General features: G+C 61.3%; 15 protein-coding genes. 5 read left to right on the top strand and 10 right to left on the bottom strand.

The window, feature by feature from the left end; genetic code table 11:
- The coding region (locus CXY72_RS05375; RefSeq protein WP_104126665.1) for a MerR family transcriptional regulator at positions 1 to 351 on the bottom strand (351 nt) is incomplete at its 3' end.
- A gap of 85 nt (positions 352 to 436) precedes the next feature.
- Here CXY72_RS05375 and CXY72_RS05370 point away from each other — a divergent pair.
- On the top strand, positions 437 to 1,231 hold the full coding sequence (locus CXY72_RS05370) for an SGNH/GDSL hydrolase family protein (protein WP_104126664.1): 795 nt from the start codon (positions 437 to 439) through the stop codon (positions 1,229 to 1,231).
- A gap of 16 nt (positions 1,232 to 1,247) precedes the next feature.
- On the opposite strand, the gene gnd is transcribed toward CXY72_RS05370, so the two are convergent.
- From gnd to tal, 5 genes are read right to left on the bottom strand one after another with little or no spacing between them, the layout of a single operon-like run.
- Positions 1,248 to 2,195 (bottom strand): phosphogluconate dehydrogenase (NAD(+)-dependent, decarboxylating), encoded by a 948-nt coding sequence (gene gnd, locus CXY72_RS05365; protein WP_146071070.1) that lies wholly within the window; start codon positions 2,193 to 2,195, stop codon positions 1,248 to 1,250.
- The gene (locus CXY72_RS05360) at positions 2,195 to 3,196 is read right to left on the bottom strand and encodes a glucose-6-phosphate dehydrogenase assembly protein OpcA (protein ID WP_104126663.1); all 1,002 of its coding nucleotides are present in this window, start codon (positions 3,194 to 3,196) and stop codon (positions 2,195 to 2,197) included. The genes gnd and CXY72_RS05360 overlap by 1 nt, the downstream gene beginning before the upstream one ends.
- Complete coding sequence (zwf, locus tag CXY72_RS05355; RefSeq protein ID WP_104126662.1) at positions 3,193 to 4,725, bottom strand: glucose-6-phosphate dehydrogenase; 1,533 nt, start codon at positions 4,723 to 4,725, stop codon at positions 3,193 to 3,195. Before zwf ends, CXY72_RS05360 begins: the two co-directional genes overlap by 4 nt.
- A 4-nt stretch (positions 4,726 to 4,729) precedes the next feature.
- Positions 4,730 to 6,340 (bottom strand): glucose-6-phosphate isomerase, encoded by a 1,611-nt coding sequence (locus CXY72_RS05350; RefSeq protein WP_104126661.1) that lies wholly within the window; start codon positions 6,338 to 6,340, stop codon positions 4,730 to 4,732.
- Positions 6,337 to 7,464, bottom strand: a complete 1,128-nt coding sequence (gene tal / locus CXY72_RS05345; RefSeq protein ID WP_104126660.1) for a transaldolase — start codon at positions 7,462 to 7,464, stop codon at positions 6,337 to 6,339. Before tal ends, CXY72_RS05350 begins: the two co-directional genes overlap by 4 nt.
- Positions 7,465 to 7,709: 245 nt before the next feature.
- Here tal and CXY72_RS05340 point away from each other — a divergent pair, with 245 nt between their 5' ends.
- The 3 genes from CXY72_RS05340 to CXY72_RS05330 all read left to right on the top strand — a co-directional run bounded on the left by CXY72_RS05340 (position 7,710) and on the right by CXY72_RS05330 (position 11,833).
- Entirely contained in the window at positions 7,710 to 8,357 is a 648-nt protein-coding gene (locus CXY72_RS05340; protein ID WP_370446212.1) for a histidine phosphatase family protein, read from the top strand.
- The gene (gene tkt, locus CXY72_RS05335; RefSeq protein WP_104126658.1) at positions 8,345 to 10,438 is read left to right on the top strand and encodes a transketolase; all 2,094 of its coding nucleotides are present in this window, start codon (positions 8,345 to 8,347) and stop codon (positions 10,436 to 10,438) included. The genes CXY72_RS05340 and tkt overlap by 13 nt, the downstream gene beginning before the upstream one ends.
- Before the next feature lie 63 nt (positions 10,439 to 10,501).
- On the top strand, positions 10,502 to 11,833 hold the full coding sequence (locus tag CXY72_RS05330; protein WP_104126657.1) for an NAD(P)/FAD-dependent oxidoreductase: 1,332 nt from the start codon (positions 10,502 to 10,504) through the stop codon (positions 11,831 to 11,833).
- A 179-nt stretch (positions 11,834 to 12,012) separates the two neighbouring features.
- On the opposite strand, the gene CXY72_RS20590 is transcribed toward CXY72_RS05330, so the two are convergent.
- Genes CXY72_RS20590 through CXY72_RS05315 form a run of 3 tightly spaced genes read right to left on the bottom strand, consistent with a single transcriptional unit; the run spans position 12,013 to position 13,058 of the window.
- Positions 12,013 to 12,261: a hypothetical protein gene (locus tag CXY72_RS20590; RefSeq protein WP_104126656.1), complete on the bottom strand. Its 249-nt coding sequence runs from the start codon at positions 12,259 to 12,261 to the stop codon at positions 12,013 to 12,015.
- A 54-nt stretch (positions 12,262 to 12,315) separates the two neighbouring features.
- Positions 12,316 to 12,825 (bottom strand): hypothetical protein, encoded by a 510-nt coding sequence (locus tag CXY72_RS05320; RefSeq protein ID WP_104126655.1) that lies wholly within the window; start codon positions 12,823 to 12,825, stop codon positions 12,316 to 12,318.
- On the bottom strand, positions 12,822 to 13,058 hold the full coding sequence (locus CXY72_RS05315; protein ID WP_104126654.1) for a DUF2795 domain-containing protein: 237 nt from the start codon (positions 13,056 to 13,058) through the stop codon (positions 12,822 to 12,824). The genes CXY72_RS05320 and CXY72_RS05315 overlap by 4 nt, the downstream gene beginning before the upstream one ends.
- Before the next feature lie 161 nt (positions 13,059 to 13,219).
- On the opposite strand from CXY72_RS05315, the gene CXY72_RS05310 reads away from it, so the two are divergent.
- Positions 13,220 to 13,921, top strand: coding sequence for a spermidine synthase (locus CXY72_RS05310; RefSeq protein ID WP_104126672.1), 702 nt, complete (start codon positions 13,220 to 13,222; stop codon positions 13,919 to 13,921).
- Positions 13,922 to 14,100: 179 nt separating this feature from the next.
- Here CXY72_RS05310 and CXY72_RS05305 read toward each other — a convergent pair whose 3' ends face one another.
- The gene (locus CXY72_RS05305; RefSeq protein WP_104126653.1) at positions 14,101 to 16,209 is read right to left on the bottom strand and encodes a UvrD-helicase domain-containing protein; all 2,109 of its coding nucleotides are present in this window, start codon (positions 16,207 to 16,209) and stop codon (positions 14,101 to 14,103) included.
- Positions 16,210 to 18,303: the final 2,094 nt, after the last annotated feature.

Below are 18,303 nucleotides of genomic sequence, written 5' to 3'. Positions count from 1 at the left end.
CCGCAGCAGGTCGATGAACCCGCTGGCTACGCGAACCTGTTCGCGCAGTGAGCATTCACGCGCTTCGATATCGCTGATCAGAACGGCGAGATCGCGCCGGATTGTTGACACCGTCGCGTCCGGGTCGGAGTCGACCAGATCAAGCGTCGCCAGAGCATCCTTGATTTCCGAATGGGTGAGAGACAATGCGCGGAGGCTGCGGATGATGCGTGCCCGGTCGAGGTCGGCCGGGGCATAAAGCCGATAGCCGGAATCGCTGCGCCCTGACGCCTGCAAAATGTGGATCTCGTCGTAGTGCCGCACGGTGCGCTGGGAAAGCCCAGTCCGTTCGGCGAACTCACCAATAAGCATGAATGCCACCTCGTCCCATACGTGAATAATCGTACATCTCTACTCTAACGTAAGAGTAGAGTTAGTGGAAATAGACATGAGGCATATGATCAACGCACACCGAAACCACCCGTGGACGCGATACGTCGCGCTCGGCGACTCCTTTACCGAAGGCATCGGTGACCCCAAGCCAGAGAGTGTAGGCGGGCATCGAGGCTGGGCCGACCGCGTCGCCGAAGTGCTCAGTGACGGCACACCGGACTTCAATTACGCCAACCTCGCCGTGCGCGGCAAGATCTTGCGCCAGATCAGCGACGAACAGGTGGAACCGGTGCTACGGCTGCGCCCGGATCTCATCACTATCTCCGCTGGCGGTAATGACGTTATTCGTCCCGGTACCGACCCGGATGATATTGCAGCTCGGTTCGATGATGTCATCTCGCGCCTGTCCCGGTCCGGCGCCACGATCGTCCTCTTCACCGGGCCCGACCTCGGGTTCTCACCATTTTTTCGGAGCATGCGGGGAAAAATCGCGATCTACAACGAGAACTTGCGTTCTGTGGCAGCACGGCACGGCTGCCTGGTAGCCGATCTCTGGTCACTAACGGCCATCCAGGACGCGGGTATGTGGGCTCCGGATCGGCTGCACTTCAATCCCATGGGTCACCACACGATTGCACGCAGCGTTCTGAGCGCGCTCTGTGTCGAGAACTCTTTGCAGCCATCCCAAATCGAGCCGTTGCCAATGCCGTCCTGGCGGGGCGCACGAACGAGTGATGTCGCGTGGGCCCGCACCTATCTGGTGCCGTGGGTCCTGCGCCGCGCTCGGCACCAATCCTCGGGCGACCATATTCTGCCCAAACGCCCCGAGGCCAGCCCCTTGGGCCGGCCTCGGTTCTGACGCTGTCCTTCGGTGGCTACTCTGCGGACTTGACCGCGTGGCCACCGAACTGGTTGCGCAGCGCGGCAACGGCTTTCATCGCCGGAGAATCTTCTTGGCGAGATTCGAACCGAGCGAAGATCGACGCGCTGATGGCGGGAACGGGCACGGCATTAGCCAATGCTTCTTCGATGGTCCAGCGGCCCTCGCCGGAATCATCGACGTATCCTTCGATACTGGCCAGGCCCGGATCCTCCTCGAGCGCCTGAACCAGGAGCTCAAGCAGCCAGGACCGAACAACCGTGCCACGCTGCCAGGCCTTGAACGTTCCGGGAACATTCTTGATGATGTCGTCCCGCTTGGCGAGTAGCTCATAGCCCTCGGCGTAAGCCTGCATGAGGGCGTACTCGATGCCGTTATGTACCATCTTGGCGTAGTGACCGGCACCGACCTCGCCAGCGTGCACGAAGCTTTCCTCGCGCGGGCCGGCCGGACGCAGGGCATCGAAGACCGGCATGAGCCGATCAACGGATGCCGCACTGCCGCCGACCATAAGCGCGAAACCGTTCTCCTGGCCCCAGACTCCGCCGGAAACGCCGGCGTCGATGTAGTCGATTCCCTTCTCAGCGAGAAGGGCCGCGTGCACGAAGTCGTCGCTGAAACGGGAATTGCCGCCGTCGATGACCAGGTCACCGGTGCCCAGAAGAGCGCCGACCTCGGTAATGACAGCCTTCGTGATGGCACCGGAGGGAACCATTACCCACACGGTCTTGGGCGAGGGAAGGGCATCGACGAGGTCTTGGAGGGTCGCGACGTCGGACACGTCAGGGTTGCGGTCGTAGCCGGTTACTGCCACGCCGTTTTCGCGGAGTCGGGTGCGCATGCTGGCGCCCATTTTTCCGAGGCCGATGAGGCCGATATGCAGGTTCATGGTGCTCATTTCAGTAATGTCTTGTGGGGTGGAGGTGGCTTGAGGTGTGTTCATCAAACGTAGGCGTGGGGATCGACGCCGTCGGGGAATCGGGTGTTTTCGTTGTGGTCCCAGGCGCCGTCGCTGCTGAGGAGCTGAGCGAGACCGCTGGTAATGACGTCACCATAGAGGGTATCCGCGCCTTGATGACGCAACTCTTCCGTGAGGCATTCCAGGAGGCTTCGGCGGGGCAACGACACGTTTTGGGCCGGCTGATCCGGTTGGCTGAGCAGAGCTGGCGCCGGTAGGGGACGGCGCAAGTCGACGACGCCGGTCGCGCTGTGGAGTCGCACCCGATAGATTCCGGCCGCGCCCGATTCTCGGGTGCTCGTCAGTAACCGCACCGGGACGTGGAGTTGGAGTTTGAGCCAGGCGGCCAGAAGGACCACAGAGGATGAATCGACCGCTCCCTCGACGTCCACGTGTGTGACCGTGGCGGATGCGGGCGGGTCTAGCACGGCCGCGAGCTGGTTGCGCCACAGCGTTAGTCGGGTCCAGGCCAGGTCAGAATCTCCCGGGATGTACTCCCGGGACAAGCGCGACAGGTATTCGGCTGGTGCTGGCTGGGCGCGCGAATCTGTGATTCGACGCACAGCTATCCGCCCCAAAGATGACTGCGCCACACGTTCGGGCGCCTGGCCGGGCCACCAGGCGAAGACGGGTGCATCGGGCAGCAGAAGACCGGTGACGAGGGCTTCCTGATCGTCCGCCGCAGTTCCGTAGGCGGTGAGGAGGATGACTTCGCTGGGGCCCGACTCACCGCCAAGGCGAATTTCACCGTCGAGGTGAGGTTCGCCCGACACGGAGGCCGAGGCGGTGGACAGCACGATCACGCGCAGGGGGTGTTCGCGCGCGGCGCCTTCGGCGGCGATGATGGCTTCTTCGGCGGTGCCGGGTTCGGTGGCGATGACCAGGGTGAGCACCCGGCCCAGTGCCGACGAGCCAGCGGTATCGCGAATGGTGACGAGCGCCTTGTTGAGTCTGCTGACGGTGGTGTTGGGGTAGTGGTAGATCATGGGCGCCTCCAGGCTCGGCCGTCGCGTTGCATCATTAGTTCGGCGGAGATGGGACCCCAGGTGCCGGATCGATACAGTTCGGGCTGGCCTTGGGTGGCCCAGAACTTTTCGATCGGGTCCAGGATCTTCCAGGACAGTTCGACTTCTCGGTGGCGGGGAAACAGGGGCGGGTCGCCGAGGAGTACGTCGAGAATCAACCGTTCGTACGCTTCGGGGCTCGCCTCGGTGAAGGCATGACCGTAGCTGAAGTCCATGGTGACGTCCCGAACCTGCATCGTGGCACCCGGCACCTTCGACCCAAACCGCAAGGTGACCCCTTCGTCGGGCTGCACTCGGATGACCAGGGCGTTCTGGCCCAGGCCCGACGAGTCGCTGTCGCCGAAAAGATGCTCGGGCGCGGTTTTGAAGATCAGGGCGATCTCAGTGACCCGGCGTCCGAGGCGTTTCCCGGCTCGCAGATAGAAAGGAACGCCTTGCCATCGTCGGGAACCGACCTCCAACCGCATGGCCGCGTAGGTTTCGGTCGTTGAGAGTGGATTCATCCCGGACTCGTCGCGAAATCCCGGAACGTGCTCGCCGCCCTGCCAGCCGCTGGTGTATTGACCGCGGGCTGTGCTTGCCGCGAGGTCAGCGGGCAGTGTGACGGCAGCGAGTACTTTCTCCTTCTCCGCGCGCAAATCGTGTGCGTCGAAGGAGAGGGGCTCTTCCATTGCCGTGAGCGCCAGGAGCTGGAGAAGATGGTTTTGGATCACGTCTCGAGCCGCGCCGATGCCGTCGTAGTACCCGGCCCGACCGCCGATGCCGATGTCTTCCGCCATGGTGATTTGCACGTGATCGACGTAATTGGCGTTCCATAAGGGTTCAAACATCTGGTTGGCGAACCGCACGGCCAGAATGTTCTGGACCGTCTCCTTGCCCAGATAATGGTCGATGCGAAAGATGGAATCGGCGGGAAAGGTCGATTCGACAATGTCATTCAACTCACGTGCAGTCTCGAGGTCGCTCCCGAAGGGCTTTTCGATGACTACGCGGCGCCACGCGTCGTCCGCCTGGTCGGCTAGACCGGCGGCGCGCAGTTGTTGGGTGACGACGGGAAACGCGTGGGGCGGGATGGAGAGGTAGAAGGCATGATTGCCGTGCGTGTGACGGGTGGCGTCGACCTCATCGATGGTGTCTTTCAGGCGGGTGAACGCCGTGGCGTCGTCGAAGTCGCCGTGCACAAATCGCATGCCGGCGACGAGCTGGTGCCAGATTTTATCGTCGAAAGGCGTGCGAGCGTATTGTTTGACGGCCTCGTACGCCACCCGTTCAAAATCGTGGTCTTCGCTGTCTGGTCGGGCGAATCCGACCAGTGCGAAGCCGGGCGGCAGTAGGTCGCGATGGGCCAGATCGTAGATCGCCGGCAGCAGCTTCTTGCGTGACAAGTCGCCGGTGATTCCAAAGATGATTAAGGTGCTCGGCCCGGCGATCCGATTGAGGCGTTGATCATCCGCTCGGCGCAGGGGGTTGCTGGTTTCAGTGAGTGTCACTGGCTCAGCTCAGTGCGGCGATGAGCGCGGGCAGGTTGGCGCGGGGCGACGTCAGATTCAGGGTGAGTACCGGGCGATCCTGGCTGGCGAGCACGGCGGCATCACCGGCGGCCTGGGCAGTGATTAGCTGGCCAAAGGTGAACGGGCGGCGGGGGATTGGCAGATCGTTGTCCGAGACTGTGGTGATCTGCAGGAACACCCCGGTGGGGGTCCCACCCTTGTGGTATTGGCCGGTGGAGTGCAGGAAGCGTGGTCCCCAGCCGAATGTGACCGGGCGCCGCGCCTTGGTGGCGAGCAGGTCGCGCAGGCCCTCCAGTTCGGGCAGCGCCAGCCGGTTCGCGTAGGCGTGGATCGCGATGTAGCCGTCGTCTCCGACGTGAGAGAGCAGGGCGTTAATGGCAGCTTTCACCGTCGTCGCGGAACCGAGAAGGTCCTTGGAACCGCGTACGTCGATTCCCTCCTGGGACAGGTCGGGCGCGGCCAGTTCTGGTTGACCATCCAGGAGCCCGCGCGAGGCGATTTTGGCGGCTTCCACGTCGGGCTGATCGAAGGGGTTGATTCCCAGAATGCGACCGGCGATGACGGTAGCGTATTCCCACACCATCATCTGAGCGCCGAGTGGGCCGCTCATGACAATGTCATGGTTGCGTGCCCGATCATAGGCCTCGGCGTCGTCGACCAATCGAACGAACTGCACATCGGGTAGATGCATGGCCTGATTCAGGTCAAGTTCGGGGGCGGTGACATTCATCACCACGGGGAGGATGCCGCGGCCAATTTTGCCGGTGGATTCGCTGATGAGCTGTTCAGCCCAATCACCGAACCCCACAGTGCGGGAGCCGTCGGCGATGAAAGCCAGTTTGTCGCGCAACGGTGACGTTCCCGCGATAGCCGCTCCGAGGATTAGCGCCGGGTTGTCGGCGCTATCGCGGCCGAGATCCGGTGCGATGGCTTCGGCTTCGGCGAGAAGCTGAGCAATGTCGGCCCCGGCCAGGCCGGAGGGGACCAGGCCGAATGCCGTCAGGGCCGAGTACCGGCCGCCGACGGTCGGGTCGGCGTTGAACACCCGATAACCGGCTTCCCGCCCGGTCAGGTCAAGTGGCGATCCCGGATCGGTGACGATGATGATGCGTTCGGTCGGATCGATTCCGGCCTGTTCAAACGCAAACTCAAAAACGCGCTTCTGGCTGTCGGTTTCAACGGTCCCACCGGACTTCGACGAAATGACAACCGCCGTGGTGGCGAGGCGGTCGGCCAAAGCAGCCAGCACCTGGTCGGGATCGGTCGCGTCGAGCACGGTCAATTCGACACCCGCCGACCGCGTGATGGTTTCCGGGGCCAGTGACGAGCCGCCCATCCCGCCCAGGACGATGTGGGTGATACCTGCTGCGCGGAGGCTGTCTCGCAGGGCAAGAATTTCGGGAACGAGCGGCCGTGAGACCGTCGCGGCCTCAGTCCAGCCGAGACGAACGGATGCTTCAGCTTCGCTGTCTGGCCCCCACAAGGTCACGTCGGTGGCCCGGATACGGGACGCGACGCGATCGGTGATGAGCTGCGGGATGACGTTTCGTCCGGCCCAGGCCGGTTCGCCGGTGACGAGGATCTTGACGGTCACTTGGCTGCCTCCAGTGCGACGCGCACCGTTTCCAGGAGTTCGTTCCAGGATGTCGTGAATTTCTCGACTCCCTCGCGCTCCAACAGGGCGGTGACATCGGCGTATGAGATGCCGAGAGCGGTGAGGCGGTTCATGACCTCGACGGCAGCACCATAAGAGTCAGTGACGGTGTCCCCGCGGACGATGGCGTGATCAAAAGTGGCCTCCAGGGTTTTTTCTGGAAGGGTGTTGATCACATCGCTCGCGACCAGTTCCACCACATACATGGTGTCGGGCAGGGACGCATCCTTGACGCCGGTGGACGCCCAGAGGGGGCGCTGCTCATTCGCGCCGGCCTGAAGCAGACCGCGGGCACGGTCGGTCGCGAATTCCTGCTGGTAGACCTGATAGGCGAGTTGGGCGTTGGCTATCCCCGCCTGGCTCTTCAACGCCAAAGCTTCCTCGGTGCCGATTGCTTCCAGGCGGGTGTTGATCTCGGTGTCGAGACGGGAGACGAAGAACGACGCCACGGAATGGATCGCCCCGAGGTCGATGCCGGCGTCCTTGGCCTTTTCCAGGCCGCTCAGGTAGGCCGCGATGACCTCGCGGTAGCGTTCCAGGCTGAAAATCAGCGTGACGTTCACGCTGATTCCTGCACCGATCACCTCGGTGATGGCCGCCAGTCCGGCGATCGTCGCCGGGATCTTGATCAGGACATTGGGGCGGTCGATCTTCGCCCACAGCGCCTTTGCTTCCTTGATCGTCGCGACCGCATTGCGGGCGTTCACCGGGGCGCATTCAATGGACACGCGGCCATCGAATCCGCGAGTCTTTTCGAAAATGGGGGCGAAAATGTCCGATGCCTGCTGAACGTCGGTCGTGGTGATCTCGAACACAGCATCATCGACGCTGGACTTGGCCTGGGCGAGCACCTTTACCTGCTCCGTGTAGGCGTCGCCATTGGCCAGGGCTCCAGCAAAAATCGTCGGGTTGGTCGTCACCCCGACGACGTTGCGGGTGTCGATAAGACTTTGCAAGTTGCCCGAGCGGATGCGGTCCCGCGACAGATCGTCAAACCAAATGCTCACGCCGGCGTCCGACAACTTCTCGGTCGGTGTGGGCGTTGTATGGGTATTTATGGTCATGCGCATTTCTCCTTCATGCCAACCGTGGAACAGGTCGGCGACGTCATTGTCGTGATCCTGGTGGAGGCATGCGATATGCCTCGACTGTCGACGGAGGGATGAACTCGACCTCGTCGTAGACACCGGATCACGTTGATTTAACTATACACTTACGTAAGGGTTAGATTGGACCGGGGTTAAAGCCAGAACTCGAATCGTGCCGGCAACACCACACCACAACTCCGCGCTTCGCTCGGCAGAGCGCCATCACAGCAAGGAACAGAATTTCACCATCAACAACATTTGCTCTTATCCGCCACGGCCAGACCGATTGGAATGCAGCCCGGCGTCTCCAAGGCTCCACGGACATCCCCCTCAATGACATTGGCCGGGGGCAGGCCGGAAAGGCCGTGCCCGCCCTGTCTCAGTTCGATTGGGACTTCGTTGTATCGTCACCCCTGATTCGCGCCGCAGAAACCGCCGACGTCATTGCCGCCGACCTTGACCTCGACGTCATCCGGCGCATTCCCGGTCTGGTCGAACGCGATTATGGGCCCACCGAAGGGATGCTCGAAGGTGCCGAGCTTGATTCCATGCGCATTCCCGGTGGATACTACGGCGCCGAATCTGAGCCGGAAGTTGCCGCGCGCGGCCTCGACGCGTTGCACGCGCTGTCGCGGGACTACCCCGGCGCTCGCATCATCGTCGTCACCCACGGAACGCTCATCCGCGTCACGCTGACCGAAGCACTGGACCTCGACGTTGGCAGCATCGACAACGCCACGCTGAACCTGGTACGCCATCACCGCAACACGGGCTTCGCGCTGCACGTTCTCAACGGAACGCCTCACCACACCCAACCCTCACCATCACACTTCGACAATCTGAAAGGCCACAAATCATGGCAGCTTTAACATGGGATTCCATCGACAACAATGCGGTCGACACCGCGCGCATTTTGGCGGCCGATGCCGTTGAGAAGGTAGGGAATGGGCATCCCGGCACAGCGATGAGCCTCGCTCCCGCCGCCTACCTGCTGTTTCAGAAGATCATGCGCCGAGACCCGGCCGACAACGAGTGGATCGGTCGCGACCGGTTTATTTTGTCGGTCGGCCACAGCTCGCTGACGCAGTACGTTCAGTTGTACCTCGGCGGCTACGGCCTCGAACTCGACGACCTCAAGGCCCTGCGCACCTGGGGATCCAAGACCCCCGGCCACCCGGAATACGGCCACACCGACGGCGTCGAGATCACCACCGGGCCGCTCGGCCAGGGACTCGCCTCCGCCGTCGGCTTCGCCTACGCCTCACGCTTCGAGCGTGGCCTATTCGATCCGGATGCCGCCACCGGAGCGAGCCCGTTCGACCACTTCGTCTACGTTATCGCCGGCGATGGCGACCTGCAGGAAGGCCTGACCAGCGAGGCATCCTCTCTCGCCGGCCACCAGCAGCTCGGCAACCTGATCGCGATTTACGACAGCAACCAGATTTCGATTGAAGACGACACCAACATTGCCTTCACTGAAGACGTTGCGGCGCGCTATGCCGCCTACGACTGGCACGTGCAGACGGTGGACTGGAAGAAGACCGGCTCCTACGTTGAAGATGTCGCCGAGCTACACACGGCCATCGAGGCCGCCCAGAACGAAACCGGCAAGCCGAGCCTGATCATTCTCAAGACGATCATCGGCTGGCCAAGCCCGAAGAAGCAGAACTCCGGCAAGATCCACGGCTCAGCTCTCGGCGCCGAAGAACTCGCCGGCGTTAAGACCGTTCTGGGCTTCGACCCGGAAAAGACCTTCGACGTGGCCCCCGAGGTCATCGCACACACCCGCCAGGCCATCGAGCGTGGCGCGGCCCAGCACACGGAGTGGACCGTGCAGTTCGATGCCTGGGCCGCTGCAAACCCCGAGCGCAAGAATCTGCTCGACCGCGTTCTCTCCGGCGATCTGCCGGAGGGCGTCGACGAGGCCCTTCCGGTCTTCCCCGGCGGGACCGCAGTCTCGACCCGCGCGGCATCAGGCAAGGTGCTCACCGGCCTCGGCGGCGTCATCCCCGAACTCTGGGGCGGCTCGGCCGACCTCGCCGAATCCAACAACACCACCATCGGCGGCGCGGCGTCGTTCATTCCGAGCGAGCACTCCACCGGTGAATGGAGCGGCAACTCGTACGGCCGTGTGCTGCACTTCGGCATTCGCGAGCACGCCATGGCCGCCATTCTCAACGGCATCGTGCTGCACGGCAACACGCGGCCCTTTGGCGGCACTTTTCTCATCTTCAGCGATTACATGCGGCCCGCGGTGCGTCTGGCAGCGCTCATGAAGGCGCCATCGATCTTCGTCTGGACGCACGACTCCGTCGCGCTTGGCGAAGATGGCCCGACCCACCAGCCGATCGAACAGCTCGCCACCCTGCGCGCCATTCCTGGTCTCGATGTTGTTCGTCCCGGTGACGCCAACGAAACTGTCTGGGCTTGGAAGACGATTCTGGAGCGCCGACAAGGCCCGGCCGGAATCGCCCTCACCCGCCAGAACATTCCGGTGTACGAGCGTGGCGAGGGCGCAACTTCCGATGAAATCTTCGCCTCGGCGAAGAACGTCGCCCGCGGTGCCTACGTGCTGGCCGAAGCCACCGGGGCAACCCCGGATGTCATTTTGATCGGTACCGGTTCCGAGGTACAGCTCGCCGTTGACGCGCGTGCCCAGCTCGCCCTCGAAGGCATTAACGCCCGAGTGGTCAGCGCACCCTGCTTGGAATGGTTCGAAGAGCAGAGCAGCGAATATCGCGAATCGGTACTGCCGAAAGCCGTCACCGCGAGGGTGTCGGTCGAAGCCGGCCTCGCGCTGACCTGGCGCGGCTATGTCGGCGATGCCGGTCGAAGCGTTTCGATCGAGCACTTCGGAGCATCCGCTGACTATCAGACGCTGTTCCGCGAATTCGGCATCACCACCGAAGCTGTCGTCACTGCGGCCAAGGAATCAATCAGCGCGCGCTAAACCAAGAGATCAGCAATGAAAAAACCATCATCGGTACTAAGTACGGTCGAAAGGAACACACTCATGACAACACGCATCGTCATTCTCGGCGGCGGAGCCGCCGGGCTGACCACCGCCCTCCAATTACAGAAAAAGCACGCGACCCGTTGGGCCAGCATCACCCTGATCGATGAATTGCCGTATTACACCTATCAGCCGTTTCTACCCGAAGTTGCTGGCGGCCACATCCGGGCCCGAGACGTGACCGTACCTCTGCACAAGACGCTCCGACACTCAAATGTCGTGCAGGCGTCCGTCACCGGCCTGGACAGCACAGGCAAGAGCGTCACGGTGATGACGCCAGACGGCGAGGGTCGAACCTTTCCCTATGATCATCTTGTTGTTGCGCTCGGAGCCGTCACTCGCACTTTTCCCACGCCTGGACTCGCCGAGAACGGTGTGGGGTTCAAGTCTGTTGAGGAAGCACAGTACGTGCGCGATCGCATTCTCGGAAACATTGCCCGCGCCGCCAGCGTTCAGGACTCGGCAGAGCGCCGCAAGCTCCTCACCACGGTTTTCATCGGCGGCGGCTACACCGGGGTTGAGGCCATGGCAGAGCTTGATGATGCCGCGAAGGCTGCGATGAAGAGCTACCGTGGACTCTCCAATGAGGAGCTACACTTCGTGCTGGTGGAGGCGCTCGATCGGGTTGCACCCGAAGTTGGGCCGGAACTCTCGCAGTGGACCCTCGGTCAGCTCCGTGCCCGAGGCATCGACATTCGGTTAAACACAACGATGCCGTCCTGCATTGACGGCAACGTCGTCCTCAGCGACGGAGAGACGATTCCGGCTGGTGCGATCGTCTGGACCGCCGGGGTCAAGCCGAACCCCGTTCTGGCTGACTTGGATTTGCCCCTGGGACCCAGAGGGCACGTCAATGTCAACGTCGCGCTCCAAGTGGAGACCGGCGACGGGGAGAAGCTTGAGGGCGTGTGGGCTCTTGGGGATGGAGCTCAGGTTCCCAACCTGCTGGCCGAGACGCAGCCGGCCTACTATCCACCGAACGCGCAGAATGCTGTGCGCCAGGCGGTGACCGTGTCCGCCAATATTGTCGCCATGATGAACGGACGACCGATCGTGGAATATCGACACGAATCGCTCGGAACGGTCGCCAGCTTTGGCATCGGCAAGGGTGCGGGCATCATGAAGGGCATCAAGCTCAAGAACATGCCGGCGTGGCTCGCTCACCGCGCATATCACCTCTACGCGATGCCGACTATGAAGCGCAAGGTGCGCATCCTGGCTGGGTGGACGACGAACCTGGTTGCCGGCGGGGATACGACTCCCGTCGTAGGCCACGGCAACCCGCGCGCCAGCTTTCTCAGGGTCACACCCGTGGTCGCCGCAAAAAAGTAGGCCATCGGTGTAGCTTGCGGGCATGCTCACCGGGGCCGCGACTCCAAGAGAACCTACGGATTTCGACGCGGGGATCGTTCCTGTGGGCCTTCCCATTCGGCCACGGCTACAAACTCGATGCTGCCGCGTCTCGGTGGCTGCAGAACCTCGCCGCCGGTCGAGGCACCCTTTTTGACCTGTTACGTTGCCACGCGTTCAAAACCTCCAGCCCCGTCAATACCGGCAACGCCGACAATACCCACCGCCAGCATGCGGTCATCGAACTTGAACGCCGACATGAAAGAGTCGGAGATGGCGCACTTTTCGTCCAGCGTATTCACCACCAACGCGGCCTGGCTCGTGCAGGCGTGCATCGCGTTCAATCTCACCGTGCCGCTGGCACCCTCGCCATCGTCACCCTCGGAAGAGCCGTCACCGCATCCGTCCACCGGACACTCATCAAGGTCGCCGCCAGAGTTTCCACCTCCGCCGGTGGGTTGAGGCTAAGAAACGAATACTGGCGGGTCGTACTCTTCCGGTAGCTGAAATCCAATGCTCCCCGGGTGTACCACGGCCACGATGATCTGCAGCCGGGTGATGATCGCGCGAGTCGAGATCAGTGCGATAGCGGGAACATCGGGCCAGTAGGGTAAATTGTTGAATTCTTCCCACACGGCTTCGGCAGCTGAGGCATCCTGGCGGTCGATGGCCGACAGGAATCGATCGGTGAACCGCTCGTTGGCTGTTTCGAAGTCCCGACCGGCTGCATCCCGACCGTGTTGCGCGTTCCGCGCGCTGCGGGCAGAGTGCAGGAACCGGCCCAGAGTGAAGTCGAACAGGAACCCGTTTCGTCGCTCCCACTGCCCGTTGGACAGCCCAATCTCGGTAGCCACCTCGTGCTCCCAATCGCGGGTAGAGGTCGACGTGACGAGAAGTGCGAGGACCCGGGAGGCCATGTATTCCTGAATGAGGTGGTAATCGTCTTGGGCCAACGGATGGATGTCGATGCTCATTCGGAGTCCGTGATGGCGATGTCGGGAAGAAATTTCCACACGTCGCGGATCTGGTGAATTCGGCCATCGATGGGAAGGTTGTCCAGCATCATCACAAGAGGCTGCGGGGCGCCGGATTGCATCGCCGCCGTGACGAGGTCCTCACGGAAGACCGGGGGTGTGTCGAAAACATGTCCGACGGCAGCGAGGATTGTCTCTCTCGTAGCCTCGGTCTTTGGTCGTTCAGTCGTCATTGTGGCGTTTCCTGTCTGGTAGATTCGACAGTAATACTACTCTCACGTAAGAGGAGAGTTGTTGGCAAATGGGTAACTGGTGTGCATGACCTGTCACAATCTGCACGGCATGCAATTGTGACGTCGCTCGTTGGATGCCGGTCAGCCTGGGCGGAGACAAGATGATCAAACGGTTTGAAGAGCTCGATTTTCAGCCTACGGAGTTGGGCGACCTCACGCTAAGACGACGCCGCGAACCGACCCTGGACGTCGACGTCTACGAGGTGAAGCTGGGTGAAGCGTTTTTGATGTCGAGCCTGTTCACCGTCGCGGAAGAAAAACTCGCATCGCTGGGCCTCGCGGCGGTCGCCGGTGACCGGCTCGACGTGCTGGTTGGAGGGCTGGGCCTGGGCTACACCGCGGTCGCCGCGCTGGCAGATGACCGGGTGGCGTCGATGACCGTCGTCGACACCTTGTCCCCGGTTATCGGCTGGCATCAGCGAGGGCTCCTCCCCGTCTCAGAGGCACTTACCGGTGACCCCAGAACGCATCTCAAGCTGGATGATTTCTTTGCCCTGATGCGGAGCGAGGCAACCGCGAATTCGCCGCATTACGATGCAATTCTCGTGGACATCGACCATTCGCCGCGCTACCGCCTCGATGCTAGCCACTCCGATCTGTACACCGTTGCCGGACTGCAATCTCTTGTTAGACATCTCGTGGAGGGTGGAGTATTCGCCCTCTGGTCAGACGACCCACCGGACGCCGAGTTCACTGACATCCTCGCCGCCGTCTTTGGCCGTTGGCACGCCCACGTCGTCAGCTTCCCCAACCAGCTCACTGGTGGAACCTCCGCCAACACCGTCTACGTCGCACACTACTGATCAGCCGGCGGGTACCTGAGCGCCGCGACCGCGTACTGATCGCGATCGCGCAACTATCGTGCTACCTCGACCCGACCGTACAGCGACCGCTAGGCCAACGAAAGAAGGGCGCGCTCGACCGGCTTCTGACATCTTTTCGACGGCGACTGTTCGTTGGACGCTAATCAGACCAGAACTAGTTACACCGAAATTTTGACAGACCTTGCAAGCTCGTGTGCCGACGGTAGAAACGTCGACGCGGTGCCGGTGTGGGTGAGGTGGAGCTGGTGCATGGCCCGGGTGCAGGCGATGTAGAGCATGCTGCGATCGATGTCGGTGGTGTAGGTGGCGTCATCGACGTGGGGAACAATGACGACGTCGAACTCGAGGCCTTTAGCAATATGAGCCGCGGTGATGATAATCCCACCGGTGAAGGTCTTGCTGTCATAGTCGAGCAGGGTAAGTTCGATGCCTTCCGCGGCGATGGCGCGATAGAGGCGTTCCGCCTGGTCGAGAGTTTTGCACACGATTCCCAACGATCTGTATTCGCTTCGCTCGTGCATGGCAACTATCTCGAGAACCCGAGCAGTCTCGTCCTGCGGGGTTTCGCATGCCAGTAATTGCGGCGGCGGGCCGTGGCGTTCGATGGGGACGAGTTTGTCGTTGCGGGAGATGTGTTGTGCGAATTCGGTTATCTCGGTTGTTGAGCGGTAGCTCTTGCAGAGCTCGAGGCAGTCGGCTTCGGGGAAGATGCTGAAGATCGTCTCGAGGTTCGAGGAGCTGAACGGGTTTACCGACTGGTTCGAATCGCCGAGGATGGTCATGTTGCAGGCGAATAGTTTTCGTAGGACCGCGTATTGGATAGGGGTGTAGTCCTGCATTTCGTCGACGAGGAGGTGGCGGATGTCTTCGTAGCCGTCATGTCGTGCGGTCGTGATGAGCGTGTAGATCAGCGGTGCGACGTCTGAGTGTTCGATGCGCTTGTGGTCCAGCATCGTGAAGTGTGCTCGACGCGACGGCTCATCGTAGAAGGCTCGGTAGAGCGCGAACGCGTCCTTGAAAGGGAACATTGCCCGTACTTGCTTGCGCACGCTGGTCGAGTCAACGGCGCTCCACTTGCCATGCCTGTCTAGAACACGCTGCTTCATCAGGTGGATCGCGCTGTCGGCTACCCGGTCGAGCCGGGTATAAATGGGTGAGGTGTGACCGCTCGCGAAGGCGTCCGCCACCCAGTCGGCGCTCACCCGCTCTGAATGCTGCCCGATCTTATCGGGCGTGAAGTCGTCCGCCCGGACCGCTATCCACTCGTGCAGCTCTCTGACGAACTCCGGGGTCGCTTTGGCGCGCATGCGATCGGCGGCATCATGGTCAACGTTGTCGAGGAGGCCGCTGACCTGCTCGCTGAAAGTCTGGTGCTGAACAACTTTGCTGAGGAAGCGCTTGGCGATGCGGTCCAGATCGATCTCCGCGACCTGCTCCTCGCCGAGCTCCGGCAGCACATCGGCGATGTAGTCGGCAAACACCTTGTTAGGAGACAGGATCATGACGTTGCTGGATGACAGCGTGTCCTTGAACCGGTAAAGCAGAAAGGCCAACCGGTGCAGCGCGATAGAGGTCTTTCCTGAACCGGCAACGCCCTGCAGGATGAGCACCTTGGCAGTCTCGTTACGGATCACGGCGTTTTGCTCCCGCTGAATGGTCGCGACGATGTTGCGCATCTTGTCGTCGGCAGACTCGCTGAGTTCGCGCTGCAGGACTTCATCGCCGATGTTGATCGAGCTCTCGAGCGAATACTGCAGGCGTCCAGCCTCAATCTTGTACTGGCGCTTGCCTACGATCTCGCCCTCGGCGACCCCTTCGGGCGCGTCGAACGTTGCCGGGCCGGTCTCGAAGTCGTAATAGAGACTCGAAACCGGCGCACGCCAGTCATGCACACGGAGGTCTTGGGTCTCGGGGTCCCAGAAGCCGCGCACACCGATGTAATAAGACTTTGCCGAAACAGTGTCAGCGTGGTGGAAGTCCACTCGCCCAAAATAGGGTGAGTTTCTGAGCCGCTCGAGAGAATCGCGGGATGTGACCGCAGAATCGCCGATCGCTACGGATGTCGCCATCTGCATGCGCGCATTTGCTTTCTCGGCGTGATCCATATCGCGTTGCTGCTCCCACAGTTCGCGCTTTTGTTCGTCCATCGCAAGTTCCGAACGGTCGATCGAATCGATTAAGCTCGCGTGGGCCGATTCCACAAGCTCGAGCGTTTTCGCGAGGTAGCGATGTTCACCCGCTTCATCTGTGGCGGTGGCGTCTGTCATGAGTTTCTCCTGCGGCGGTGCACCCGACGTGCGCGCTCCGCGTCAGAGGTGTTCGCGGCGTCATGGGGCGTTCAAAGTGGTGGGGGAAAACACACCAGAACTCAACCCTAACGTTTATGTTAAGTTGAGGTCTTGCTGGATCTCAGTTGAGCATCGAACGCGGTCGAGTGAGGGCAAGCTGGGGGTCTCGGTGACCCGCGGACCAGCTTTCTTAGGGGCAACCGTTGTAGCCGCACAAAAATAGGGGTTCGACGTTAGCTTCGGGGCTAGCACACTGGTACCCGTAGGCTGAATCGTCGCTAATTCGCGGTCGCGCTCAGCTTTTTGAGCCCGGCTGTTGGCGTCGGAATGCCCACCGAGCGGGGCCGTGAAGGCCGAGAGACAGCCCGGCAATCGTGAAGTATCCCAACGCCGTCCGCCACGATTCGGCTGGCGCGCCTGCGGAGACAAATGCGGTCGTCAGGCCCACGCACCCGGTGTAGCTTGCGATTATCAGCGTTCCCGAATACACAGGATAAGATCGCCACGCTTTAGGGGTAAATGCCCACAGAATCCTGGCGCGCTCGGATGACCGCGTAGCGTCGCTGTCGGGCTGCTGCTTACGCGGAAGATGAAAATGAACACGGAGTAACCGATGGGCGGCCAGTGCCATAACAAACACCAACACGGATGCACTGGCGAGTAACCAATGCGGCGGCGCAGATGACCTCATCGCCAAACTTCCAAAAACGAGCACGCTCGCTGCAGCCAGATACGCGCTTGCGAGCGCAACCACCGCGGTGCGATGAAGCCGCCGTTCATCCGAGTCTCGAGCGGGTAATTCCATTGCCGTGCTCCCTACGATTTTGACCCGCAAAACCTGACGTAGACTCCAGCCTAAATCAAACCTCACGTAAGGGTTGATTGATGCAGCAGGAATACGTCCCGTAGAGCGCATGCCGAGTGTGCCCCTTTGGCGTTGCACCTCGGGCTACTTTTTTGCCCGAGCGCGCATCGGGAAAGATTGTGGTCGTGCGGCGCGATTGGCTTAAAACAACTCTTACGTTAGAGTAGGGTCGACTGTTTGCTATGGATGCAGACAGGAACGGGAGAAATGAATTCATACGTTACGCACGTACCGCGCCGCCACGAGCAGGAAACTGGGTACGTCACGCTTGAACCGCGTCGAGTCGTTGGCCCGACCGGCTATGTAACTCGCTCCGCCGCCGCATCGATTCCCGGCCGTTATGTTTCACCCATTGCAGACGAAGCGAAGGTACGGGTGCCGCTCCATGGACCTCGGGCGGCTCCGAGCTCGGTGTTCCAATAAGTCATTATCGACCGCAGACGGCCGAGGGGTGAGCTGAGCAGTGTGTAGTCGAAGTCGAGCGTGTCGGGATCAGCCTCGACTTACTCTTTCGAAACGTGAACTATAGCGAGATCCGCCGGTGCCGCCGCGCCCAGGAGGAGGATTTTTTCTTGCCCAATGAGATTGCGCAGCGGTATGCCACGGGGGAGCTGACTCGAGTCCAGCTCGTTGATGAGCTCGGCCGGTGGGCCTACCCGTCGGAGGTTTCGACAGACGGTTGTGACTGGCTCCTGGTGTCGACCTCTGAGTCATTCGACGAAGTGGGGCGCGCACTGAGTGAGGGGCTCATTGATAATGCGATTTACGATGCGATCTTGGATTGTGCTGCGAATTTCTCACAATCATCCCGGGCGCGGTATGCGGCGATGCCTCTGATCAAGTGTTACTTGTCATAATCGACATTATCAGCGCGTCGATTCAATCTCGCGGCTGTTAAGCGCGCTATCCAAAATGTAGATGTTGGCTTCTTCGCTGGTACCGTGGCGCCGGTCAGGCGCAGGGCGACACCCCTCTCGATGGTCTCTTCGATGTGATTTACGCCATGCATCTCACACTGTCTATGTACCCGCGACGCCCCGACAGCCCCCTTGGGCCAATTCGCAGACGTGGCAACATTTTGGCATTATTTGAACGAGATTGCTCCGTTCTGTAGCATGGCGAAATAATTGAGAAGCCGCGTAATCATGCGGATTTGAGGGCTGATTCGGCGTCTTATTGGCGGCGCCTTAGGTTTCAAATCCCAACGG

It is taken from the genome of Cryobacterium sp. Y57, assembly GCF_002929505.1.
GTDB lineage: Bacteria > Actinomycetota > Actinomycetes > Actinomycetales > Microbacteriaceae > Cryobacterium.
The sequence above is the reverse complement of the archived record's forward strand: the minus strand, read 5'-3'. Positions and strand labels throughout refer to the sequence as shown.